At 72.1% G+C, this 17,403-nt stretch carries 18 protein-coding genes; 16 read left to right on the top strand and 2 right to left on the bottom strand.

Annotated features, from left to right (window positions below; genetic code table 11):
- The first annotated feature begins 81 nt into the window (after positions 1-81).
- The 3 genes from CU044_RS14730 to CU044_RS14720 all read left to right on the top strand — a co-directional run bounded on the left by CU044_RS14730 (position 82) and on the right by CU044_RS14720 (position 2,457).
- Positions 82-399 carry a DUF6412 domain-containing protein gene (locus tag CU044_RS14730; RefSeq protein ID WP_129769033.1) on the top strand — a complete coding sequence of 106 codons (318 nt, stop codon included), beginning with the start codon at positions 82-84 and terminating at the stop codon, positions 397-399.
- A gap of 263 nt (positions 400-662) precedes the next feature.
- Positions 663-1,418, top strand: coding sequence for a YidC/Oxa1 family membrane protein insertase (locus CU044_RS14725; RefSeq protein ID WP_129769032.1), 756 nt, complete (start codon positions 663-665; stop codon positions 1,416-1,418).
- 178 nt (positions 1,419-1,596) lie between these two features.
- Positions 1,597-2,457 carry a fumarylacetoacetate hydrolase family protein gene (locus CU044_RS14720; RefSeq protein ID WP_129769031.1) on the top strand — a complete coding sequence of 287 codons (861 nt, stop codon included), beginning with the start codon at positions 1,597-1,599 and terminating at the stop codon, positions 2,455-2,457.
- A 148-nt stretch (positions 2,458-2,605) separates the two neighbouring features.
- Here the strand turns inward: CU044_RS14720 and CU044_RS14715 are convergent, their stop codons facing one another.
- Both CU044_RS14715 and CU044_RS14710 read right to left on the bottom strand, forming a co-directional pair.
- Positions 2,606-3,103: a heme-degrading domain-containing protein gene (locus CU044_RS14715; RefSeq protein WP_129769030.1), complete on the bottom strand. Its 498-nt coding sequence runs from the start codon at positions 3,101-3,103 to the stop codon at positions 2,606-2,608.
- Entirely contained in the window at positions 3,100-4,191 is a 1,092-nt protein-coding gene (locus CU044_RS14710; protein ID WP_129769029.1) for a Gfo/Idh/MocA family oxidoreductase, read from the bottom strand. Before CU044_RS14710 ends, CU044_RS14715 begins: the two co-directional genes overlap by 4 nt.
- Positions 4,192-4,281: 90 nt before the next feature.
- On the opposite strand from CU044_RS14710, the gene CU044_RS14705 reads away from it, so the two are divergent.
- From CU044_RS14705 to CU044_RS14645, 13 genes are all read left to right on the top strand, one after another.
- Positions 4,282-5,565: an ROK family transcriptional regulator gene (locus CU044_RS14705; RefSeq protein ID WP_129769115.1), complete on the top strand. Its 1,284-nt coding sequence runs from the start codon at positions 4,282-4,284 to the stop codon at positions 5,563-5,565.
- 172 nt (positions 5,566-5,737) lie between these two features.
- Positions 5,738-6,820 (top strand): hypothetical protein, encoded by a 1,083-nt coding sequence (locus tag CU044_RS14700; protein WP_129769028.1) that lies wholly within the window; start codon positions 5,738-5,740, stop codon positions 6,818-6,820.
- A 37-nt stretch (positions 6,821-6,857) separates the two neighbouring features.
- Entirely contained in the window at positions 6,858-7,625 is a 768-nt protein-coding gene (locus CU044_RS14695) for a GntR family transcriptional regulator (RefSeq protein ID WP_129769027.1), read from the top strand.
- A 249-nt stretch (positions 7,626-7,874) separates the two neighbouring features.
- Positions 7,875-8,996 (top strand): TIGR03364 family FAD-dependent oxidoreductase, encoded by a 1,122-nt coding sequence (locus CU044_RS14690; protein WP_129769026.1) that lies wholly within the window; start codon positions 7,875-7,877, stop codon positions 8,994-8,996.
- Between the two features lie 38 nt (positions 8,997-9,034).
- Positions 9,035-9,757: a phosphonatase-like hydrolase gene (locus tag CU044_RS14685; RefSeq protein ID WP_129769114.1), complete on the top strand. Its 723-nt coding sequence runs from the start codon at positions 9,035-9,037 to the stop codon at positions 9,755-9,757.
- Positions 9,757-10,950, top strand: a complete 1,194-nt coding sequence (locus CU044_RS14680) for an ABC transporter ATP-binding protein (RefSeq protein WP_129769025.1) — start codon at positions 9,757-9,759, stop codon at positions 10,948-10,950. Before CU044_RS14685 ends, CU044_RS14680 begins: the two co-directional genes overlap by 1 nt.
- Entirely contained in the window at positions 10,943-11,917 is a 975-nt protein-coding gene (locus CU044_RS14675) for a 2-aminoethylphosphonate ABC transporter permease subunit (RefSeq protein WP_129769024.1), read from the top strand. Before CU044_RS14680 ends, CU044_RS14675 begins: the two co-directional genes overlap by 8 nt.
- Positions 11,904-12,701 (top strand): ABC transporter permease subunit, encoded by a 798-nt coding sequence (locus CU044_RS14670; protein ID WP_129769023.1) that lies wholly within the window; start codon positions 11,904-11,906, stop codon positions 12,699-12,701. The genes CU044_RS14675 and CU044_RS14670 overlap by 14 nt, the downstream gene beginning before the upstream one ends.
- 14 nt (positions 12,702-12,715) lie before the next feature.
- A complete protein-coding gene (locus CU044_RS14665; RefSeq protein ID WP_129769022.1) occupies positions 12,716-13,786 on the top strand; it encodes a 2-aminoethylphosphonate ABC transporter substrate-binding protein in 1,071 nt (356 codons plus the stop codon).
- Between the two features lie 125 nt (positions 13,787-13,911).
- Entirely contained in the window at positions 13,912-14,691 is a 780-nt protein-coding gene (locus CU044_RS14660; protein WP_129769021.1) for an HAD-IIA family hydrolase, read from the top strand.
- Positions 14,692-14,807: 116 nt separating this feature from the next.
- Complete coding sequence (locus tag CU044_RS14655; protein WP_129769020.1) at positions 14,808-15,470, top strand: hypothetical protein; 663 nt, start codon at positions 14,808-14,810, stop codon at positions 15,468-15,470.
- A gap of 1 nt (position 15,471) precedes the next feature.
- Positions 15,472-16,149 carry a class F sortase gene (locus CU044_RS14650; protein WP_129769019.1) on the top strand — a complete coding sequence of 226 codons (678 nt, stop codon included), beginning with the start codon at positions 15,472-15,474 and terminating at the stop codon, positions 16,147-16,149.
- Positions 16,150-16,304: 155 nt separating this feature from the next.
- Positions 16,305-17,363, top strand: coding sequence for a glycoside hydrolase family 6 protein (locus tag CU044_RS14645; RefSeq protein WP_129769018.1), 1,059 nt, complete (start codon positions 16,305-16,307; stop codon positions 17,361-17,363).
- Positions 17,364-17,403: the final 40 nt, after the last annotated feature.

Here is a 17,403-nt window from a genome sequence, read left to right as displayed (position 1 = left end):
TCGTGTATAACGGCTGAAGCGGTGTGTGCCGTACGAACCGCTCCGGCACCCGGAAGCACGACCGAACGAGAGGGGCAGGCCATGGTCCGCAGCGCGCTGCGGCTGCTGCGCCCCGCCGGGCTGCTGCTTTTCCTCGTCGCCGAAGTCCTGCTCCTCGACGCCGGCGGCCTCTCCGCCGCCGTCGCGCTCGCCGCCACCGCCACGGCCGCCGCGGGCTCCGCCCTCGTCGTCTGCGCCCTGATCAGCGCGCGCACCGTGCCCGCCCACCCGCGGCACCGGGTACGTACGGCCATCCGCGATCGCGAGCAACGTACGGCCTTCCTGCCCCAACGGGACCCCGACGCCTCGGGCCGCACGCGGCCCCGAGCACCCGGCCGTCTTCTCCCGACGGCCGCGTAGCAGGGGTACGCAGAGCAGGGATACGGGTACGCGGGGCAAGCGCCCTCCGGGCATGGGCGAGCGCCCTCCGGGGCAGGGGCAAGCGCCCCTCCGGGCGGGGCGAGCGCCCTCCGGCGGGCGAGCAGCCCTCCGGCGGGCGAGCAGCCCCGTACGTACGGCGTACGGCACCCTTCGCACGTACGCACCCTCTCCACACCCCCAACGCGGGTCGTCATGCCGAGTCGCATCTCATCCGGCACGACGAGACCCACGGAGGGCTCACCATGTCCGTTTTCGCCAATCTGGTCGGACATCTCGCCAATCTGCTCCAGCCGCTCTTCAGCGCGGGCGCCGCCGCCGCGGCGATCATCCTCTTCACCGCCTGCGTACGGCTGGCGATCCACCCCCTCTCCCGCGCGGCGGCCCGCGGCCAGAAGGCACGCACCAAACTCGCTCCGCAGATCGCCGAACTGCGCAAGAAGCACGGCAAGAACCCCGAGCGCATGCAGAAGGCGCTCATGGAGCTGCACACCAAGGAGAAGGTCTCGCCGCTCTCGGGCTGCCTGCCGAGCCTGCTCCAGATGCCCGCGTTCTTCCTCATGTACCACCTCTTCTCCAACCGGACGATCGGCGGCGAGCGGAACGAACTGCTCGGCCACTCCCTCTTCGCCGCGCCGCTCGGTGACCGCTGGACGGACGCGCTCGCGCACGGCGGGGTACTGGGCGGCGCGGGGCTCGTGTATCTGGGCCTCTTCGCGATCGTCGCCGGGGTCGCCACCTTCAACTTCCGCCGGATGAAGATCCAGATGGCGCACGCCCCCGCGATGCCCGCCGGGCCCGACGGGCAGCAGGTCCCCGGTATGGGCGCGATGACGAAGATGATGCCCCTGCTGTCCTTCGCGACGCTGTTCACCGTCGCTGTCGTGCCGCTGGCCGCCGCGCTGTACGTGGTGACGAGTACGACGTGGACGGCGGCGGAACGCTACTTCCTCTACCGGGACATGTATCCGGCGGGCGCGCTGGCCGCCGCCACCCCCTGACAGGGCGGGCCTGACGGGTGGTGATCGTGTTCCAGGTTGTGATCATGTTCCAGGTTGTGAACGTGGTCCAGGCTGTGAACAGGGTCTTGCCGTGTGATCGGATGTCTTGGAGGATCGGCCAATCCCCTCCGGTGGCCGCATCCATCGGCCGGGTCATGTTCGACCAGAGGAGACAGACATGAAGCTGCTGCGTGTCGGTACGGCCGGGGCCGAGCGCCCCGCGCTGCTCGACCAGGACGGAACGACCCTCAGGGACCTGTCCGGGCTGGTCACGGACATCGACGGCGCGCTGCTCGCCGATGACGTGGCGCTCGACCGGATCCGGGCCGCCGCCGCGGCGGGCGAACTGCCCGTACTCGACGGAGCCGGGCCGCGCGTCGGACCGCCGCTCGCCCGGATCGGCAAAATCGTGTGCATCGGGCTGAACTACCACGACCACGCGGCGGAGACCGGAGCGGAGATTCCGGCCGAGCCGATCATCTTCTTCAAGGCGCCGGACACCGTGGTCGGTCCCGACGACACCGTTCTCGTGCCCCGGGGGAGCGTCAAGACCGACTGGGAGGTCGAACTCGCGGTCGTCATCGGCCGTACCGCCCGCTATCTGGACTCCGCGGCGGACGGGCTGGCGCATGTCGCCGGGTACGCCGTCTCGCACGATGTCTCCGAGCGCGAGTTCCAGATCGAGCGCGGCGGCACCTGGGACAAGGGCAAGAACTGCGAGACGTTCAACCCGCTGGGCCCCTGGCTGGTGACCGCGGACGAGGTGCCCGACCCGCAGGCGCTGGCGCTCAGGCTCCGGGTCAACGGCGAGCTGAAGCAGGACGGGACGACCGCCGAGCAGATCTTCGGGGTGGGCGAAGTCGTGCGGTACGTCAGCCAGTTCATGACGCTCTACCCGGGCGATGTCATCAACACCGGGACACCGGCCGGGGTGGCGCTGGGCAAGCCGGAGCCCAAGCCGTATCTGCGCGCGGGCGATGTGGTGGAGCTGGAGATCGAGGGACTGGGGCGGCAGCGCCAGGAGTTCAAGGACGCGTGACGCGAGGCGGTCGCCCCGTACGCCCGGCGCAGCCCCGGCCGGGGTACGGAACGGCTCGGGCGCGGGTCGGCCGGGGTACGGGGCGGTCCGCCCGTTCCGTACCCCGGGCCTCCCCGCCTCGCCCCCGCCTCCGCCCCGCCCCCGCTCCTCAGCCGCGCAGTCGCTCCAGCGCCCGCACCACCATGGCGTGGTCCTCCGCCTGCGGCAGACCCGAGACCGTCACGCTGCCGATGACGCCCGCGCCCTCCACCGCGATCGGGAACGAGCCGCCGTGCGCCGCGTACAGGTCCGGGTCGAGGCGGGAGGAGTCCTCGAAGGTCGTGCCCTTGGCCCGGAACCGCGTGCCCACGAGGAACGAGCTGGCGCCGTACCGCTCCACGACCCGGCGCTTGCGGTCGATCCACGCGTCGTTGTCCGCCGTCGAGCCCGGCAGCGCGCAGTGGAACAGCTGCTGCGTGCCCCGGCGGATGTCGATCGCCACCGGCGCGCTCTGCTCGCGCGCCAGCCCGACCAGCAGACCGCCCAGCGTCCACGCGTCGTCATGGGTGAAGTGGGGCAGGACCAACCGGGCTTCCTGCGCTTCGAGTTCGGCCACCGTGGGGGTCGTGGGAACGGGCACGTCGGCAGCGGGAACGGCGTCGCTCATGACCGGACCTCCAGCGTGACCACGATGCCCTCGCGGGCCGAGCGCCGCGCCGCTTCCAGTACGTCGAGCGCCGCCGCGGCCTCGTGCGCCGTCACCGGCGGCGCGGTGCCCTCGCGCAGCGCCGTGGCGATCCCCGCGTAATACGCCGGATAGTCGCCCGGCTCGGTCTCCACGGGGTGGCCACCGCCCGTCAGCGGCGACTCCCCGGCCCCGATCCGGCCCCACAGCGACTCGGACTCCAGGCCCCAGCCGGGACCCGTGCCCGGCCGCCTGCCCTCGCGCAGATCCGCCTCCTGGGGGTCGAGTCCGTGCTTCACATAGCCGGCCACCGAGCCCAGCACGCGGAAGCGCGGGCCCAGCTGGGCCGTGGTGGCACTGGCGTGGAGATGCGAGCGCACGCCGCTCGCGTGCGTGATCGCGATGAAGGTGTCGTCGTCGGTCTCGGCGCCCGGACGGCGTACGTCCGCCTCCGCGTACACCCGTACCGCCGGGCCGAACAGCACCAGCGCCTGATCGACGACATGGCTGCCGAGGTCGTACAGCAGACCTCCGATCTCCTCCGGCGCGCCCGACTCGCGCCAGCCGCCCTTGAGGTGCGGGCGCCACCGCTCGAAGCGGGACTCGAAGCGCTGTACGTCGCCCAGCTCGCCGGCGGCGACGAGACGGGAGAGCGTGAGGAAGTCGTTGTCCCAGCGGCGGTTCTGGAAGACGGAGAGCAGCAGCCCGCGTTCCTCGGCGAGCGCCGCCAGCTCACGCGCCTCCGCCGCGCTGCCCGCGACCGGCTTGTCCACGACGACCGGCAGACCGGCCTTGAGCGCGGCCGTCGCGATCGGGACGTGGGTCTTGTTGGGGGAGGCGATGACGATGAGGTCGAGGCTGTCCGCCCGCTGCCACAGTTCGTCCGGCGAGGCCGCGAACCGTACGTCGGGGAACTCGGCGCGCGCCTGCTCCCTGCGCTCCGGGCTGGAGGTGACGACCGTGTCGAGTACGAGCCCGTCGGTGGCGGCGATCAGCGGGGCGTGGAAAACGGAGCCCGCGAGGCCGTAGCCCACGAGCCCGACGCGCAGAGGGGTGCCGGTACCAGTCATGCGTCCCACTTAAGCAACGGTGTTTCCAAAGTGCAAGCACGAGAGACAATGGCAGACGTGACGGATGTGAACAGGGGCGTGAACAGAGGCATGGGCGGAGGCGTGAACGCAGGCGTGCACACAGGCGTGGGCGGAGGTGTGAACAGAGGGAGCGCGGGAGCCAATCTTCCGGTGCTGCGCGGGCACAACGCGGCGCTGGTGCTCGATCTGCTGCGTACGGCGGGCGAGGGCGGGATCAGCCGGCTGGAACTGGCCGAGCGCACCGGCCTCACCCCGCAGGCGGTCAGCAAGATCACGGCCAGGCTGCGTACGGAGGGCATGGCGGCGGAGGCCGGGCGCCGGGCCTCCACGGGCGGCAAGCCCCGGACCGTACTGCGGCTCGTCCCCTCGGCCGCGCACGCCGTGGGCCTGCATCTGGACCGCGACGAACTGACGGCGGTCCTGGTCGACCTGGCCGGCACGCCGGTGGCGGTACGAAGGGTCCCGCTCGACCTCGGCGCGGGGGCGGAGCAGGTGATCGAGGCGGCGGCGGTGCAGGTGGACGCCGTACGCGCGGAGGCGGTACGGGGCGAGGCGGTACGCGAGGAGAGGGCGGGGGGCGAGACGCGACGGAACGAGGCGGTACGGAACGAGTTGGCACGGGGCGAGGCCGGGCGCACGCGCGTGGATTCCGTACAGGCGGGGCTCGCTATCGGGGAACCGCCCGGTGTCGGGGAACCGCTCGGCGTGGGAGTCGCGATGCCCGGTCCGCTCAATCACGTCACCGGCGTACCCCGGCGCGTCACCGGCTTTCCGCAGTGGGACGGCTTCCCGCTGCGCGAGGCCCTCGCCGCCCGGCTCCAGCTCCCCGTCGTCCTCGACAAGGACACCAACGCCGCCGCCCTCGGACTCGCGCTGCGCGGGCCCGGCGACTCGTTCGTGTATCTCCATCTCGGTACGGGCCTGGGGGCCGGGCTCGTCCTCGGCGGCACGCTCCATCGCGGGGCGCGCACCGGCGCGGGCGAGTTCGGCCACCAGGTCATCCAGCTCGACGGGCCCCTGTGCGAGTGCGGAAACCGCGGCTGTATCGAGGCGCTCTGTCTGGCGGCGGTCGCCCGCGGCGATCTGGCGGAGGCCGCGCGGGTGCTCGGCGCCGGGGCGGCGAACCTGGTGGGGCTGCTCGACATCGACCGCGTACTGCTCGGCGGCCGGACGATCGCCGCGCACGAGGAGCGCTTCGTACGGGGAGTGGCCGCCGTCGTCGCCGAACGCGCCCGGGGCGCGGGCATTCCCGTGGCGGCGGCCGAAGGAGGCGCGGACCCGGTCGCGGAGGGGGCCGCGCAGCTGGTCCTGGCGCCGGTGTTCCGGCATCGCCGAGGTGCGGAACTGGGCTGATCGAGTTCATCTGTTCGATCGGTCATCCGTTTGGGGGTACAGCGTTCGGGTCGGGCCTCCGGTACATGACAGCGTCGTGGATGCGGGCCCCATCCCAGGGCGGCCGACCGGCCGGCGAGGCAACTGCCCGGACCTCTCGACCGCCACGCGATCAGCAAAGGCCGTGCGACCCATGCGATCCATACGACCCTCGTTCTCCTCGCGATCCAGCCGTCCCGCCCGAACCGCGCGGCTCCGGCGCGTCCTCACCCTCGGCGTCACCGCGGCCACCGCGATCACGCCCACCGCCCTGTCCGTGCTGTCCGCCCTGCCCGTGCTCACACCGGAAGCACGGGCAGCGCAGGCTCCGGCTGTCCCGGCTGTCCCGGCTGTCCCGGCTGCCACGGCCGGTGCGCGTGAGCCCCGTTGCGGCGACGTGTTCGACCGTGAGTTCCCGATCGAGGCCCGTATCCATGGCGGTCCCGCCGGTTTCCGGCCGGGCGGCGGTCCCGGGGCCTGGTATCTCGATCTGACCAACACCACTGACGCGGACTGCCGGTACATCCATCCCGTGGTCGTCCTCGCCGACCGGGACCGGACGCTCGCCGTCTCCCAGGTCACGCTCCAGATCAGGCCGGCGACGTCCGGCGACGGGGGGCGGTGGCGCACGCTGTCGCTGGAGAAGACCGACGAGGACGAGATCGTCGGTGTCCTCAACGACGGTTTCCCGGGCTTCGTCGTCCCCGGGGGCCGGACCGTGACCGTCAGCGCGCGGCTCGCGTTCGCGGCGGACACGCGCCCGAACAGGGTCCTGATGAGCGCCGCGACCGTGCAGCGCCGGGGTCGTGACGGTGACTGGGTGGGGGAGTCCAACGCGTACCACTTCGCCATCGGCGCGGGCGGAGTGCACGGCGACAAGGAGAACAGGGAGAACAGGGAGAACAGGGAGAACAGGGAGAACAAGGAGAAGAGCGAGAACAAGGAGAAGAGCGAGAACAAGGAGAAGAGGACGGACGCGGACGCGGGGGTGCGTACGGAGGCGAGTTCGCCCCCGGGCTCGGTCCCGGACTCGGACTCGGCCCCGGACTCGGTCCCGGACTCCGGCATAGGCATGACGCGCCCGTCCGGCCCCTCCGAGCCCCCCGAGCCGCCCGCGCTCGCCCGCACCGGAACCGGCGGCGACCTCATCGGCCGTATCGCCGCCTCCGCGGCCCTGCTCACGGCCGGCATCGTGCTGGTCGTCGGCGTGCGGCGGCTGCGGGCCGGGCGCCCCTGACCTGCCGGGCCCGCCCGCCCCATGCGAACATCCCCCAGTGGACTACCCGAACGATCAGGCACCTGGCGCCCCCGTCCGCTCCGGTATTCCGGAGCACGGCCGCATCCCCAAGTACTACGCGGTCAAGGCGCGGGTCGCCGTCCTGATCGAGGAGTTGGGCGAGGGCGGGCTGCTCCCCACCGAACGCGATCTCGCCGTACGGTACGAGGTCTCCCGCGAGACCGTGCGCCAGGCCCTGCGCGAACTGCTGCTGGAGGGCCGGCTGCGCAGACAGGGCCGGGGGACGGTCGTCGCGGGCCCCAAGCTGGAGCAGCCGCTCTCGCTCGCCAGCTATACCGAGGGCGTACGCAGGCAGGGCCGCAGGCCGGGCCGTAGCCTCATCTCGCTCGACCGCTTCCCCTGTCCGCCCGCGCTGGCCGCCGAGACGGGGGTGGAGCGTGGTGAGCCGGTCTGGCACATGGAACGGGTGCTGCTGGCCGACGACGAGCGGGTCGGTCTGGAGAGCACGTATGTCTCCGTCGCCCGAGCGCCTTCCCTGGGCACGGAGTTCGACCCCGACTCGTCCTTCTACGCCTATCTCCGTGACGGGCTCGGCATCTCCTTCGGCGACGCGGACGAACGGATCGAGACCGTCCTCGCCACGCCGCGCGAGGCGCTGCTGATCGGCACTCCACCGGCGCTGCCCATGCTGCTGATCCACCGGGTGTCCCGCGATACGGAGGGCACCCCGCTGGAGCGCGTACGCACCCTCTTCCGCGGCGACCGCTTCAGCTTCACCACCCACCTGGGCGCGGCCCGCGACTGACGGCCCGCGACTGACGGCAGGCGGTCGGCGGTGGTCGTCGGCAGGCGGTCGTCGGCGGGCGGTCGACGGCGGCCCGGCCGACGGTCGGCAACAGGTGGCTCATGACTGGCGGACAGTCGCCACGGCGGCGATGAATATCTCGCTCGATCACGGATAGATAACGGGTCTAGTCCGAACTTGAGCGCCCGTTCACCGTCCGGTTGCCAACTGGACGGCTCCGGGCCACCAGCCGCGAGGAGCGTTGCCGTCGTGAGAGTCATCGTCGTAGGAGCCGGCGTGGTGGGAACCATGCACGCCTGGCACGCAGTGAACCGCGGCCACGAGGTCGTACAGATCGAGCGCGAGACCGAGGCGCGAGGGGCCTCTCTCCGTAATTTCGGACAGATTTGGGTGAGTGGCCGGGCGGGCGGCGAGGAGCTGGAGACGGCGCTGCGGGCCCGCGAGCTGTGGGAGGACATCGGTCGCCGCGTCCCTGAGCTGGGCTTCCGGGCCAACGGCTCGCTGACGCCGGTACGTACCGAACTGGAGTTCGCCGTCGCCGAGTCGGCGGTCTCCCGCCCCGACGCCGCCGCCCGCGGCTACCGACTGCTCACCGCCGCCGAGGCGCGGGAGGTCAACCCGGCGCTCCGGGGTGACTTCACGGCCGCGCTGTGGTGCGAGCGGGACGCGGCCGTCGAGCCGCGTACGGCCCAGCTCGCCCTCAAGCGGGAGCTGCTGGCCTCCGGGCGGTACACGTACCTGGGCGGGCGCGAGGTCCGCGAGGTCGTCGGTGAGCACGCCGTCCGCGACGACCACGGTGAGACGCACTCCGGCGACGCCGTCATCCTCTGTACGGGCGCCGCGCTGAGCGGGCTCGTCCGCGAGCTGGTGCCCGATCTGCCCGTGCGCCGCGTGCGCCTCCAGATGATGCAGACCGATCCGCTCGGCGAGGACCTCCCCACCTCCGTCGCGGACGCCGACAGCTTCCGTTACTACCCGGCCTACGCGAGCGCGGCGCTCGACGCGCTCAGCTCCGGGCAGGCACAGGCTCCCGTGGCCGCCGAGCACCGGATGCAGCTGCTGATGGTGCAGCGCAAGGACGGCGGGCTGACCATCGGCGACACCCATGAGTACGCGCACCCCTTCGCCTTCGACCTGCTGGACGACCCGTACGCGCATCTCACCGCCGTCGTCGAGTCCTTCCTCGGCCGGCCGCTGCCCAGGATCCGGCGTCGCTGGGCCGGGGTGTACGCGCAGTGCACCGACACCAGCCGCGTCGTGCACCGGCAGCGGGTGCGGGACGGGGTGTGGCTGGTGACGGGACCGGGCGGGCGCGGGATGACCTGCTCGCCCGCCATCGCCGAGACGACCGCGAACGAACTGGACTGGTGAGCAAGGTGAATGAGGCGAGCAAGGTGAACAAGCCGAACATGCCGAACGGGACGGGGAAGCCGGCCGACAGCACCAAGGGCGCGATCGACGCGATCAAGCTCGTCGTGCTGGACATGGCGGGCACCACGGTCGCCGACGGCGGACTCGTCGAGCGCGCGTTCTCGGCGGCGGTGCGCCGGATGGGCGCCGAGCCGGAGTCGATGCTCGGTCATGTGCGCGCCACCATGGGCGAGTCCAAGATCTCCGTCTTCCGGCATCTCTTCGGCGACGAGGCGAAGGCCCAGCAGGCGAACACGGCCTTCGAGGCGGCGTACGGGGAGCTGGTCGCCGCCGGGCACATCGCGCCCGTGGCCGGTGCGCGCGACGCCATCGAGGAACTGCGCGCCGCGGGCCGGACGGTGGTGCTGACCACGGGCTTCGCCCGCGTCACCCAGGACGCGATCCTCGACGCCCTGGGCTGGCGGGACCTGGTGGAGCTGACCCTCTGCCCGGCCGACGCGGGCGGGCGCGGGCGCCCGTACCCGGACATGGTGCTCGCGGCCTTCCTGCGCACCGGCGTGGCCGACGGGGTCCGGGAGATCGCGGTCGCCGGTGACACGTCGTACGACATGCTCAGCGGGGTACGGTCCGGCGCGCGGATCGTCGCGGGCGTGCTCACCGGTGCTCATGACCGGGACGCGCTGGAGGCGAACGGCGCGACGCATGTCCTGACGTCGGTCGCCGGTCTGCCGGCCGCCCTCGCCGCGGCGGAGGCGGAGTGATGACCACCGACCCCGTGGTCGGGGACGCCACCTCCGAAGCCACGCCGGATGCCGGTCCCTCGCCCACCCCCACCCCCACCCCCACCCCCGCGTCCCCGTCCGAGTCCCCGTCCCTGTCCCCGCGCGGCGGCATCCGCTTCGACGGCGTCTCCGTCGCGTACGGCGGGACGACCGTCCTCGACTCCCTCGATCTGACCGTCGAGCCGGGGGAGTTCATGGCGCTCCTCGGCCCCTCCGGCTCCGGCAAGACGACCGCGCTGCGCGCCGTCGCCGGATTCGTACGTCCCGCCGCCGGGCGGGTGTTCATCGGCGGCCGGGACGTCACCGACCTGCCGCCGTACCGGCGCGGCATCGGCATGGTCGTTCAGCAGTACGCGCTCTTCCCGCATCTGCGGGTCGAGGAGAACGTCGCCTTCGGGCTCAAGGCGCAGCGGGACCCGAAGGTCCCCAGGGGCGAGATCCCCGGCCGGGTCGCCGAGGCGCTCGGACTGACCGGCATGGCCGCGTACGCCCGGCGCTACCCGCGCGAACTCTCCGGCGGTCAGCAGCAGCGCGTCGCCATCGCCCGCGCGCTCGCCATCCGCCCCCGGGTGCTGCTCCTCGACGAGCCGCTCTCCGCGCTCGACGCGCGGCTGCGCTCCGGAATGCTCGCCGAACTGGCCCGGCTGCACCGCGAGTTGCCCGATGTCTCCGTCCTGTATGTCACCCACGACCAGGTCGAGGCACTCACCCTGGCGGACCGGATCGCCGTCATGGACCGGGCGCGGCTGACGGACTGCGGTACCCCGCGCGAGCTGTACCGCAACCCCCGTTCCGAGTTCACGGCGTCCTTCGTCGGCAACGCGAACCTGCTGCCCGTCACGGTCGGCGCGGCCGGGGTCGGCTTCGCGGGTACGGAGATCGAGGTCGCGACCGGCGACGCGGCGCGGGGCGCCACGGCGACCCTCTGCGTACGCCCGCACCTCGTCGGCCTGGGCGCCGGGCCCAACGCCCTGCGCGGCACGGTCGCCGAGGTGCAGTGGCGCGGCTCCACCCACCGGCTGTACGTGGAGGTGGCCGGCCACCGGCTCAAGGCGGACGTCCGGGAACTGCGCGAGCCCCCGGCCCTCGGCGACGAGGTGACCGTGCACTTCGCGCCCGAGGACGCGGTGCTGCTGCCCGCGGGCGCGGGGATCGGTGGCCCCGATGTCTAGCGCCGTGCCCGGTGAGGTGGCGGAGCGGGAGTCCGTACGGCGGCCCGGGACGCGGAACGACCGCGACGGGACGCGGGACCGCGACGAAACGCCGAAGGACCGCGCGACGCGTAGGGACCGTGAGACGCCGAAGACCCGTGGAACCCGGCGCGGCCGGAGGCTTCTCTGGGTCCTGCCTCCCGTCGCCGCCCTCGGTCTCTTCTTCCTCTATCCGCTCGCCCTGGTCGTCCGGCAGTCCTTCTCCCCCGACGAGGGCGGCACCTCGATCGAGCCGTACACCGAGGTCTTCGCCTCCGAGGCCTTTCGCGAGGCGCTCACCACCACGGTCTGGCTGGCCCTCGGCTCGACCGCCGGCTGTCTGGTCCTCGGCTTCGCCCTCGCCCTGGTCATCGCCTTCGTACCGTTCCCCGGCAGCCGGGCCGTCGCCCGCTTCATCGATGTCTTCCTCTCCTTCCCGTCCTTCCTGATCACACTCGCGCTGCTGTTCATCTACGGCACGGCCGGCATGGTCAACGGCGCCTGGGCGGACCTCACGGGCGCGGCGTCCGGGCCGGTCCAATTCCTGACCACTCCCTGGGGCGTGCTCCTCGCGGAGATCACGTACTTCACGCCCTTCGTGATACGCCCGCTGCTCGCCGCCTTCTCCCAACTCGACACCGCGCAGCTCGAAGTGGCGTCCTCGCTCGGTGCCCGGCCGGCCAGGATCGTGCGGCGGGTCATCCTGCCCGAGGCGCTGCCCGCGCTCGCCGCCGGCGGCAGTCTCGTCCTCGTCCTCTGCCTCAACGAGTTCGGCATCGTGCTCTTCACGGGCGCCAAGGGCGTCACGACCCTGCCGGCGCTCGTCTACAGCAAGGCGATCCTCGAATCCGACTATCCGGCCGCCTGCGTGGTCGCCGTCGTCAATGTCGCGCTCTCCGTCGGGCTGTACGCCGTCTACCGAATGGTGGCTCGCAGTGCTGGTGCATAGCCGTACGGGACGATGGGCCGCCTGGGGTGGCTTCCTCGTCCTCTTCCTCCCGCTCTTCGCGCTGCCGCTGCTCGTCGTGGTCGCCGCGTCGTTCTCCACCAACTGGTCGGGCGCGCTGCCCTCCGGGCCGACCGCCGGGCACTACAGCGCCGCCGTACGAGGGGAATCGCTCCAGGCCCTGACGACCAGCCTGATCACGGCCGTCACCGCGAGCCTGCTGGCGCTGACCATCGGGACCTGGGCCGCGCTGGCCGGAGCCGCGCTCGAACGGCGCGGACGCCGCCTCCTCGACGCGCTGTTCATGCTGCCCGTCGCCGTGCCGTCGGTCGTCGTGGGGCTCGCCGTACTGGTCGCGTTCAGCCGGCCGCCCCTGCTGCTGAACGGCACGCGCTGGATCGTGATCCTGGCGCACACCGTGCTGGTCACGGCGTTCGCCCAGCAGTCGGTGTCGGCGGCCGTCCGGCGGCTCGACCCGATGTACGAACAGGCGGCCGCGTCGCTCGGCGCCCGTCCCTCGTACGTGCTGTGGCGGGTGCGGATCCCGCTCCTGCTGCCGTCGCTCAACGCCGCCGCCGGCCTCTGCTTCGCCCTCTCCATGGGCGAGCTGAGCGCCACGATGATGCTCTATCCGCCCGACTGGATGCCCCTGCCGGTACGGATCTTCACCGCCACCGACCGCGGCTCCCTCTTCACCGGCTCGGCCCTCGCCGTCGTCCTGATGGGCACGACGCTGCTGGTGCTGCTCGCCCTTTCCCGTATCCGCACCAAAGCCACTTTCCGCTAGGAGAAGACCACGTTATGCGCGCCTTCACCCACCAGCCGTTCCCCGCCGTGCCGTTGCTCGCGGGCGGTCTCGTCCTCGCCCTCTCCCTCACCGGCTGCGGCTCCTCCTCCACCGCCTCGGACGAGAAGTCCGTCACCGTCTACAGCGCCGACGGACTCAAGGGCGAGAACGGCGACGGCTGGTACGACCAGGTCTTCAAGGACTTCGAGAAGGAGACCGGCATCAAGGTCGACTACGTCGAGGGCGGATCCGGCGAGGTCGTACAGCGCGCCGTCCGCGAGAAGTCCAACACCCAGGCCGATGTCCTCGTCACCCTCCCGCCGTTCATCCAGCAGGCCGACGCCAAGGGGCTGCTCCAGCCGTACGATCCGCGCGGCGCCGAGCACCTCGACGCGGCCGGCAGGTCGGCCGACTCCACCTGGACCGCGGTCGTCAACAACTACTTCGGCTTCATCCGGAACACCAAGGAACCGAAGCAGGCGCCCACCACCTGGGAGGACCTGCTCGACCCGGCGTACAAGAACAAGCTCCAGTACTCGACGCCCGGCGTCGCGGGCGACGGTACGGCCGTGGTCATCAAGGCCATGCACGACTTCGGCGGAAAGGAGCCGGCGATGGCCTATCTCAAGAAGCTCCAGGCCAACAACGTCGGCCCGTCGTCCTCCACCTCCAAGCTCGCGCCCAAGGTCGACAAGGGCGAGATCCTGGTGGCCAACGGAGACGTCCAGATGAACTTCGCGCAGGCCAGGTCCATGCCGAACCTCGGCATCTGGTTCCCGGCGAAGGACGGCGGCAGGCCCACCACCTTCGCACTGCCCTACGCGGCCGGTCTGGTCAGCAAGGCCCCGCACAGCGCCAACGGCAAGAAGCTCCTCGACTTCATGCTGGCCGAGCGGGCGCAGCGGCAGGTCAGCGAGATCGGCGGCGGCTTCCCGGCCCGTACGGACATCAAGCCCACCGACGTCAACGCCGTCGCGCTCACGAAGCTGATCGACGGAGTCGAGATCTTCGAGCCGGACTGGAACGACATCGAGAAGAACCTCGACGCGTACATAGACGCCTGGAAGTCGGCCACCGGCAGCTGACCGGCCGGCCCCGGCGGCGGCCCGCGTGCGGTGGACGGGACCCTGTGCCGTCCACCGCACGCCCTGGTTAGGCTGGGCGTGTCGGACCGTGCATTATTGGCCACCGCAGAGCGGAGAACAGTCCAGTGGCAGAGCGCAAGCCGATCGAGTCCTGGCTCACCGACATGGACGGCGTCCTCATCCATGAGGGCGTCCCGATCCCCGGCGCCGCCGAGTTCATCAAGCGACTGCGGGAGTCGGGCAGGCCGTTCCTCGTCCTCACCAACAACTCCATCTACACCCCGCGCGATCTCCAGGCCCGGCTGGCCCGGATGGGGCTGAATGTGCCCGTGGACAACATCTGGACCTCCGCGCTCGCCACCGCCAAGTTCCTGGAGGACCAGCGGCCCGGCGGTACGGCGTATGTCATCGGTGAGGCCGGGATGACCACGGCCCTGCACGACATCGGCTATATCCTCACCGACCACGAGCCGGACTACGTGGTGCTCGGCGAGACCCGTACCTACAGCTTCGAGGCGCTGACCAGGGCGATCCGGCTGATCAACGGCGGAGCGCGGTTCATCTGCACCAACCCCGACGAGACCGGCCCCTCGACCGAGGGACCGCTGCCCGCGACCGGCGCCGTCGCCGCGCTGATCACCAAGGCCACCGGCAAGGAGCCGTACTTCGCGGGCAAGCCCAACCCCCTGATGATGCGGACCGGGCTCAACGCCATCGGCGCGCACTCCGAGACCAGCGCGATGATCGGTGACCGGATGGACACCGATGTGCTGGCCGGGCTGGAGGCCGGGATGGAGACCTTCCTGGTGCTGACCGGCGTGACCACCCCCGGCGATGTGGACCGCTACCCGTTCCGCCCGTCGACGATCGTCGACTCGATCGCCGATCTGATCGACCGCGTCTGAGGACGCGTCCGCGGGGCGTCTGAGTGTGTCCGTGCGGCGTATGAGCGAGTGACCGCGCGCTGAGGATGCGAAAACCCGCGGCGCGCGTGAGTCTGTCGTGTACCAGGAGGTACACGATGCGTTCAGGGTTGCTCGCTCTCCGTGGCGCGGGGGCGGTCGCCGTGCTGGTGGCCACGCCCGTCCTCGGCGCCGTCACCGCGCAGGCCCACGATTCCGTACGGGTCACGGTCACCCCGTCCGCCGTCGCCCCGGGCGGCGAGATCGAGATCAGGGCCGAGGGCTGCCGGAACGGCTCGGGAGCCGCCGTGTCGCGGGCCTTCGTCGCCGGCGCGGAGCTGAGAGACCGCGCCGGCGGCGCGCTGACCGGATCCACCGTCATCGGATCCTCCGTCAAGGAGGGCGGATACGAGATCGACGTGCGCTGCGACGGTCATGGTCACGCGGGCGCGGGCCGCTTCGAGGTCGTCGCCCATGCCGGGCAGGACCGGCCCGAGCAGCACGCCAGTCCCGTCGCACCGGTCCGGGCGGGCGGCGGCGGTACGGCGCCCCTGGCCGCGGACGTGGCCACGGACGTGGGCGACGTACGTGACGTACACGAGGTACGGGCCGCGGGCGACGTACGGACGGACCTACGGACAGACGCGCGGACGGCCGCCGAGGCGACCGGGCCCGGGACCCCGCACGCGGTGATCGGCCTGGTCCTGGCGGGTGTCGCGGCGGTCGCCGTGGCCCTCAGGAGCGCACGGCGCTCGCGCCACTCCGACCGGGACTCGGACTGATATGCCCGGCCGGAGCGCCACCCCGGGCGTCGGCAGACTGCTGGCCGGAGTGACCTGGGCCGTCCTGCTGCTGGTGCTCTGGCTCTGGGGCCGCGACGCCGGCGAGGGACCCGGCGGGTGGTCCGCGCTCACCACCGGCGATGTGGCGGCGGTCGGCCGTCCGCAGGGGGCGGCGCGGCCCCCGGCCCGTGCCCCGCTGGACCCGGCGGAGCCGCGGCGGTTGGAGGTGCCGTCGATAGGGATCGACGCGCCGGTCGTGACCCGGGGGCTCGATGGCACCGGGGCGATCGATCCGCCGCCGTACGCGACACCGCGCGCGGTCGGCTGGTACGGAGCCGGGGTCCAGCCGGGCGCGGAGGGCGCCGCGCTCTTCGTGGGCCACGCCGACACCGAGACGAAACCGGCCGTGTTCCACGGGCTGAGCGCGGCCCGGCCCGGCGCGAAGATCCGGGTGGCCAGGGCCGACGGGAGGACCGCCGAGTTCACCATCGATGAGGTGCGGGTCTTCGGCAGGGACCGCTTCGACGCGCACAAGGTCTACGGGCCGCACAAGAAGTCCCGCGCGGAGCTGCGGCTGATCACCTGCGGTGGAACCTTCGACCGCGCGACGGACTCCTACACGGCGAATGTGGTGGTCTCGGCGTATCTGACGGGAGTGAGCGAGCCGCGTGACAGCTGATGCGGCCCGGCCCGGGACCGGTATGCCAGGATTGGCGACGACCGGGCGGGCCCGGTCGGGGGGCCGGGGGAGGGCTGCCCAGGACCCAGGACCCCGGGCCCCGGATCCCGGACGCAGTGACGGCGACACAGTGACGGTGCACCAAGGGGGAGTGGATGTACGGCAGTTATTCCGGTCGCGGCCGTGGCGCCGGGGCCGGACGCGTACGGGCCGGTGTGGCGGCGGCCGGGGCGGTGCTGCTGCTCGCGGGCTGTTCGTCCGACGGCGACGGTGACGGCGACGGCGGTGAGGGCGGCGGTGCGAAGCCGGCGCCGATCGGCCAGCGGCCCAAGGCGGACGCGCCGTACTGGGTCAACCCCGACGGCAGGGCGGCCCGTCAGGCCGCGGCGTACGACAGCGCGGGCGACTCCGGGAACGCCGCTCTGATCCGGAAGATCGCCGAACAGCCGGTCGCCGAGTGGATCGGCCCCGACACCCCCGAGACGCAGGCCAAGGGCTTCGCGGAAGCGGCGACGAAGGCCGACCGCGACGCGCTGCTCGTCCTCTACAACATCCCGCACCGCGACTGCGGCCAGTTCTCCAAGGGCGGCGCCGCGGACGGCAACGCGTACCGCGCGTGGGTCGACCAGGTCGCGAAGGGCATCGGCGACCGCCGGGCGACCGTGATCCTGGAGCCCGACGCGGTCCTGCACCTGGTCGACGGCTGCACGCCCGGCCAGTTCCACGAGGAGCGGTACGACCTGCTCAAGGGCGCCGTCCAGCGGCTCAAGCAGCAGCCGGCGACCTCGGTCTACCTGGACGCGGGCAACGCCGGCTGGCAGACACCGGACGCGCTCTTCGAACCGCTCCAGCGGGCGGGCATCGCCGACGCGGACGGCTTCTCGGTCAACGTGTCCAACTTCTACCCGACCGCGGCGAGCGCGGACTTCGGCAAGCGGCTCTCCGCGAAGGTCGGCGGCAAACCCTTCGTCATCGACACCAGCCGCAACGGCAACGGCCCGTACACGAAGGGCGATCCGGCCGAGAACTGGTGCAACCCGCCGGGCCGGGCGCTCGGCGAACAGCCGACGACGCAAACCGGCGACCCGCTGGTCAAGGCGTATCTCTGGATCAAGCGCCCGGGAGAGTCGGACGGCGACTGCAAGGGCGGCCCCAAGGCGGGGGACTGGTACCCGGACTACGCCCTGGACCTGGCGCGCAACAGCGGGGGCTAGCCCGAGGATTCCGGAGGCGTAGGGGCGGGCTCAGCCCGTC

The organism is Streptomyces sp. L-9-10 (assembly GCF_004151105.1).
Lineage (GTDB): Bacteria > Actinomycetota > Actinomycetes > Streptomycetales > Streptomycetaceae > Streptomyces.
The sequence above is the reverse complement of the archived record's forward strand: the minus strand, read 5'-3'. Positions and strand labels throughout refer to the sequence as shown.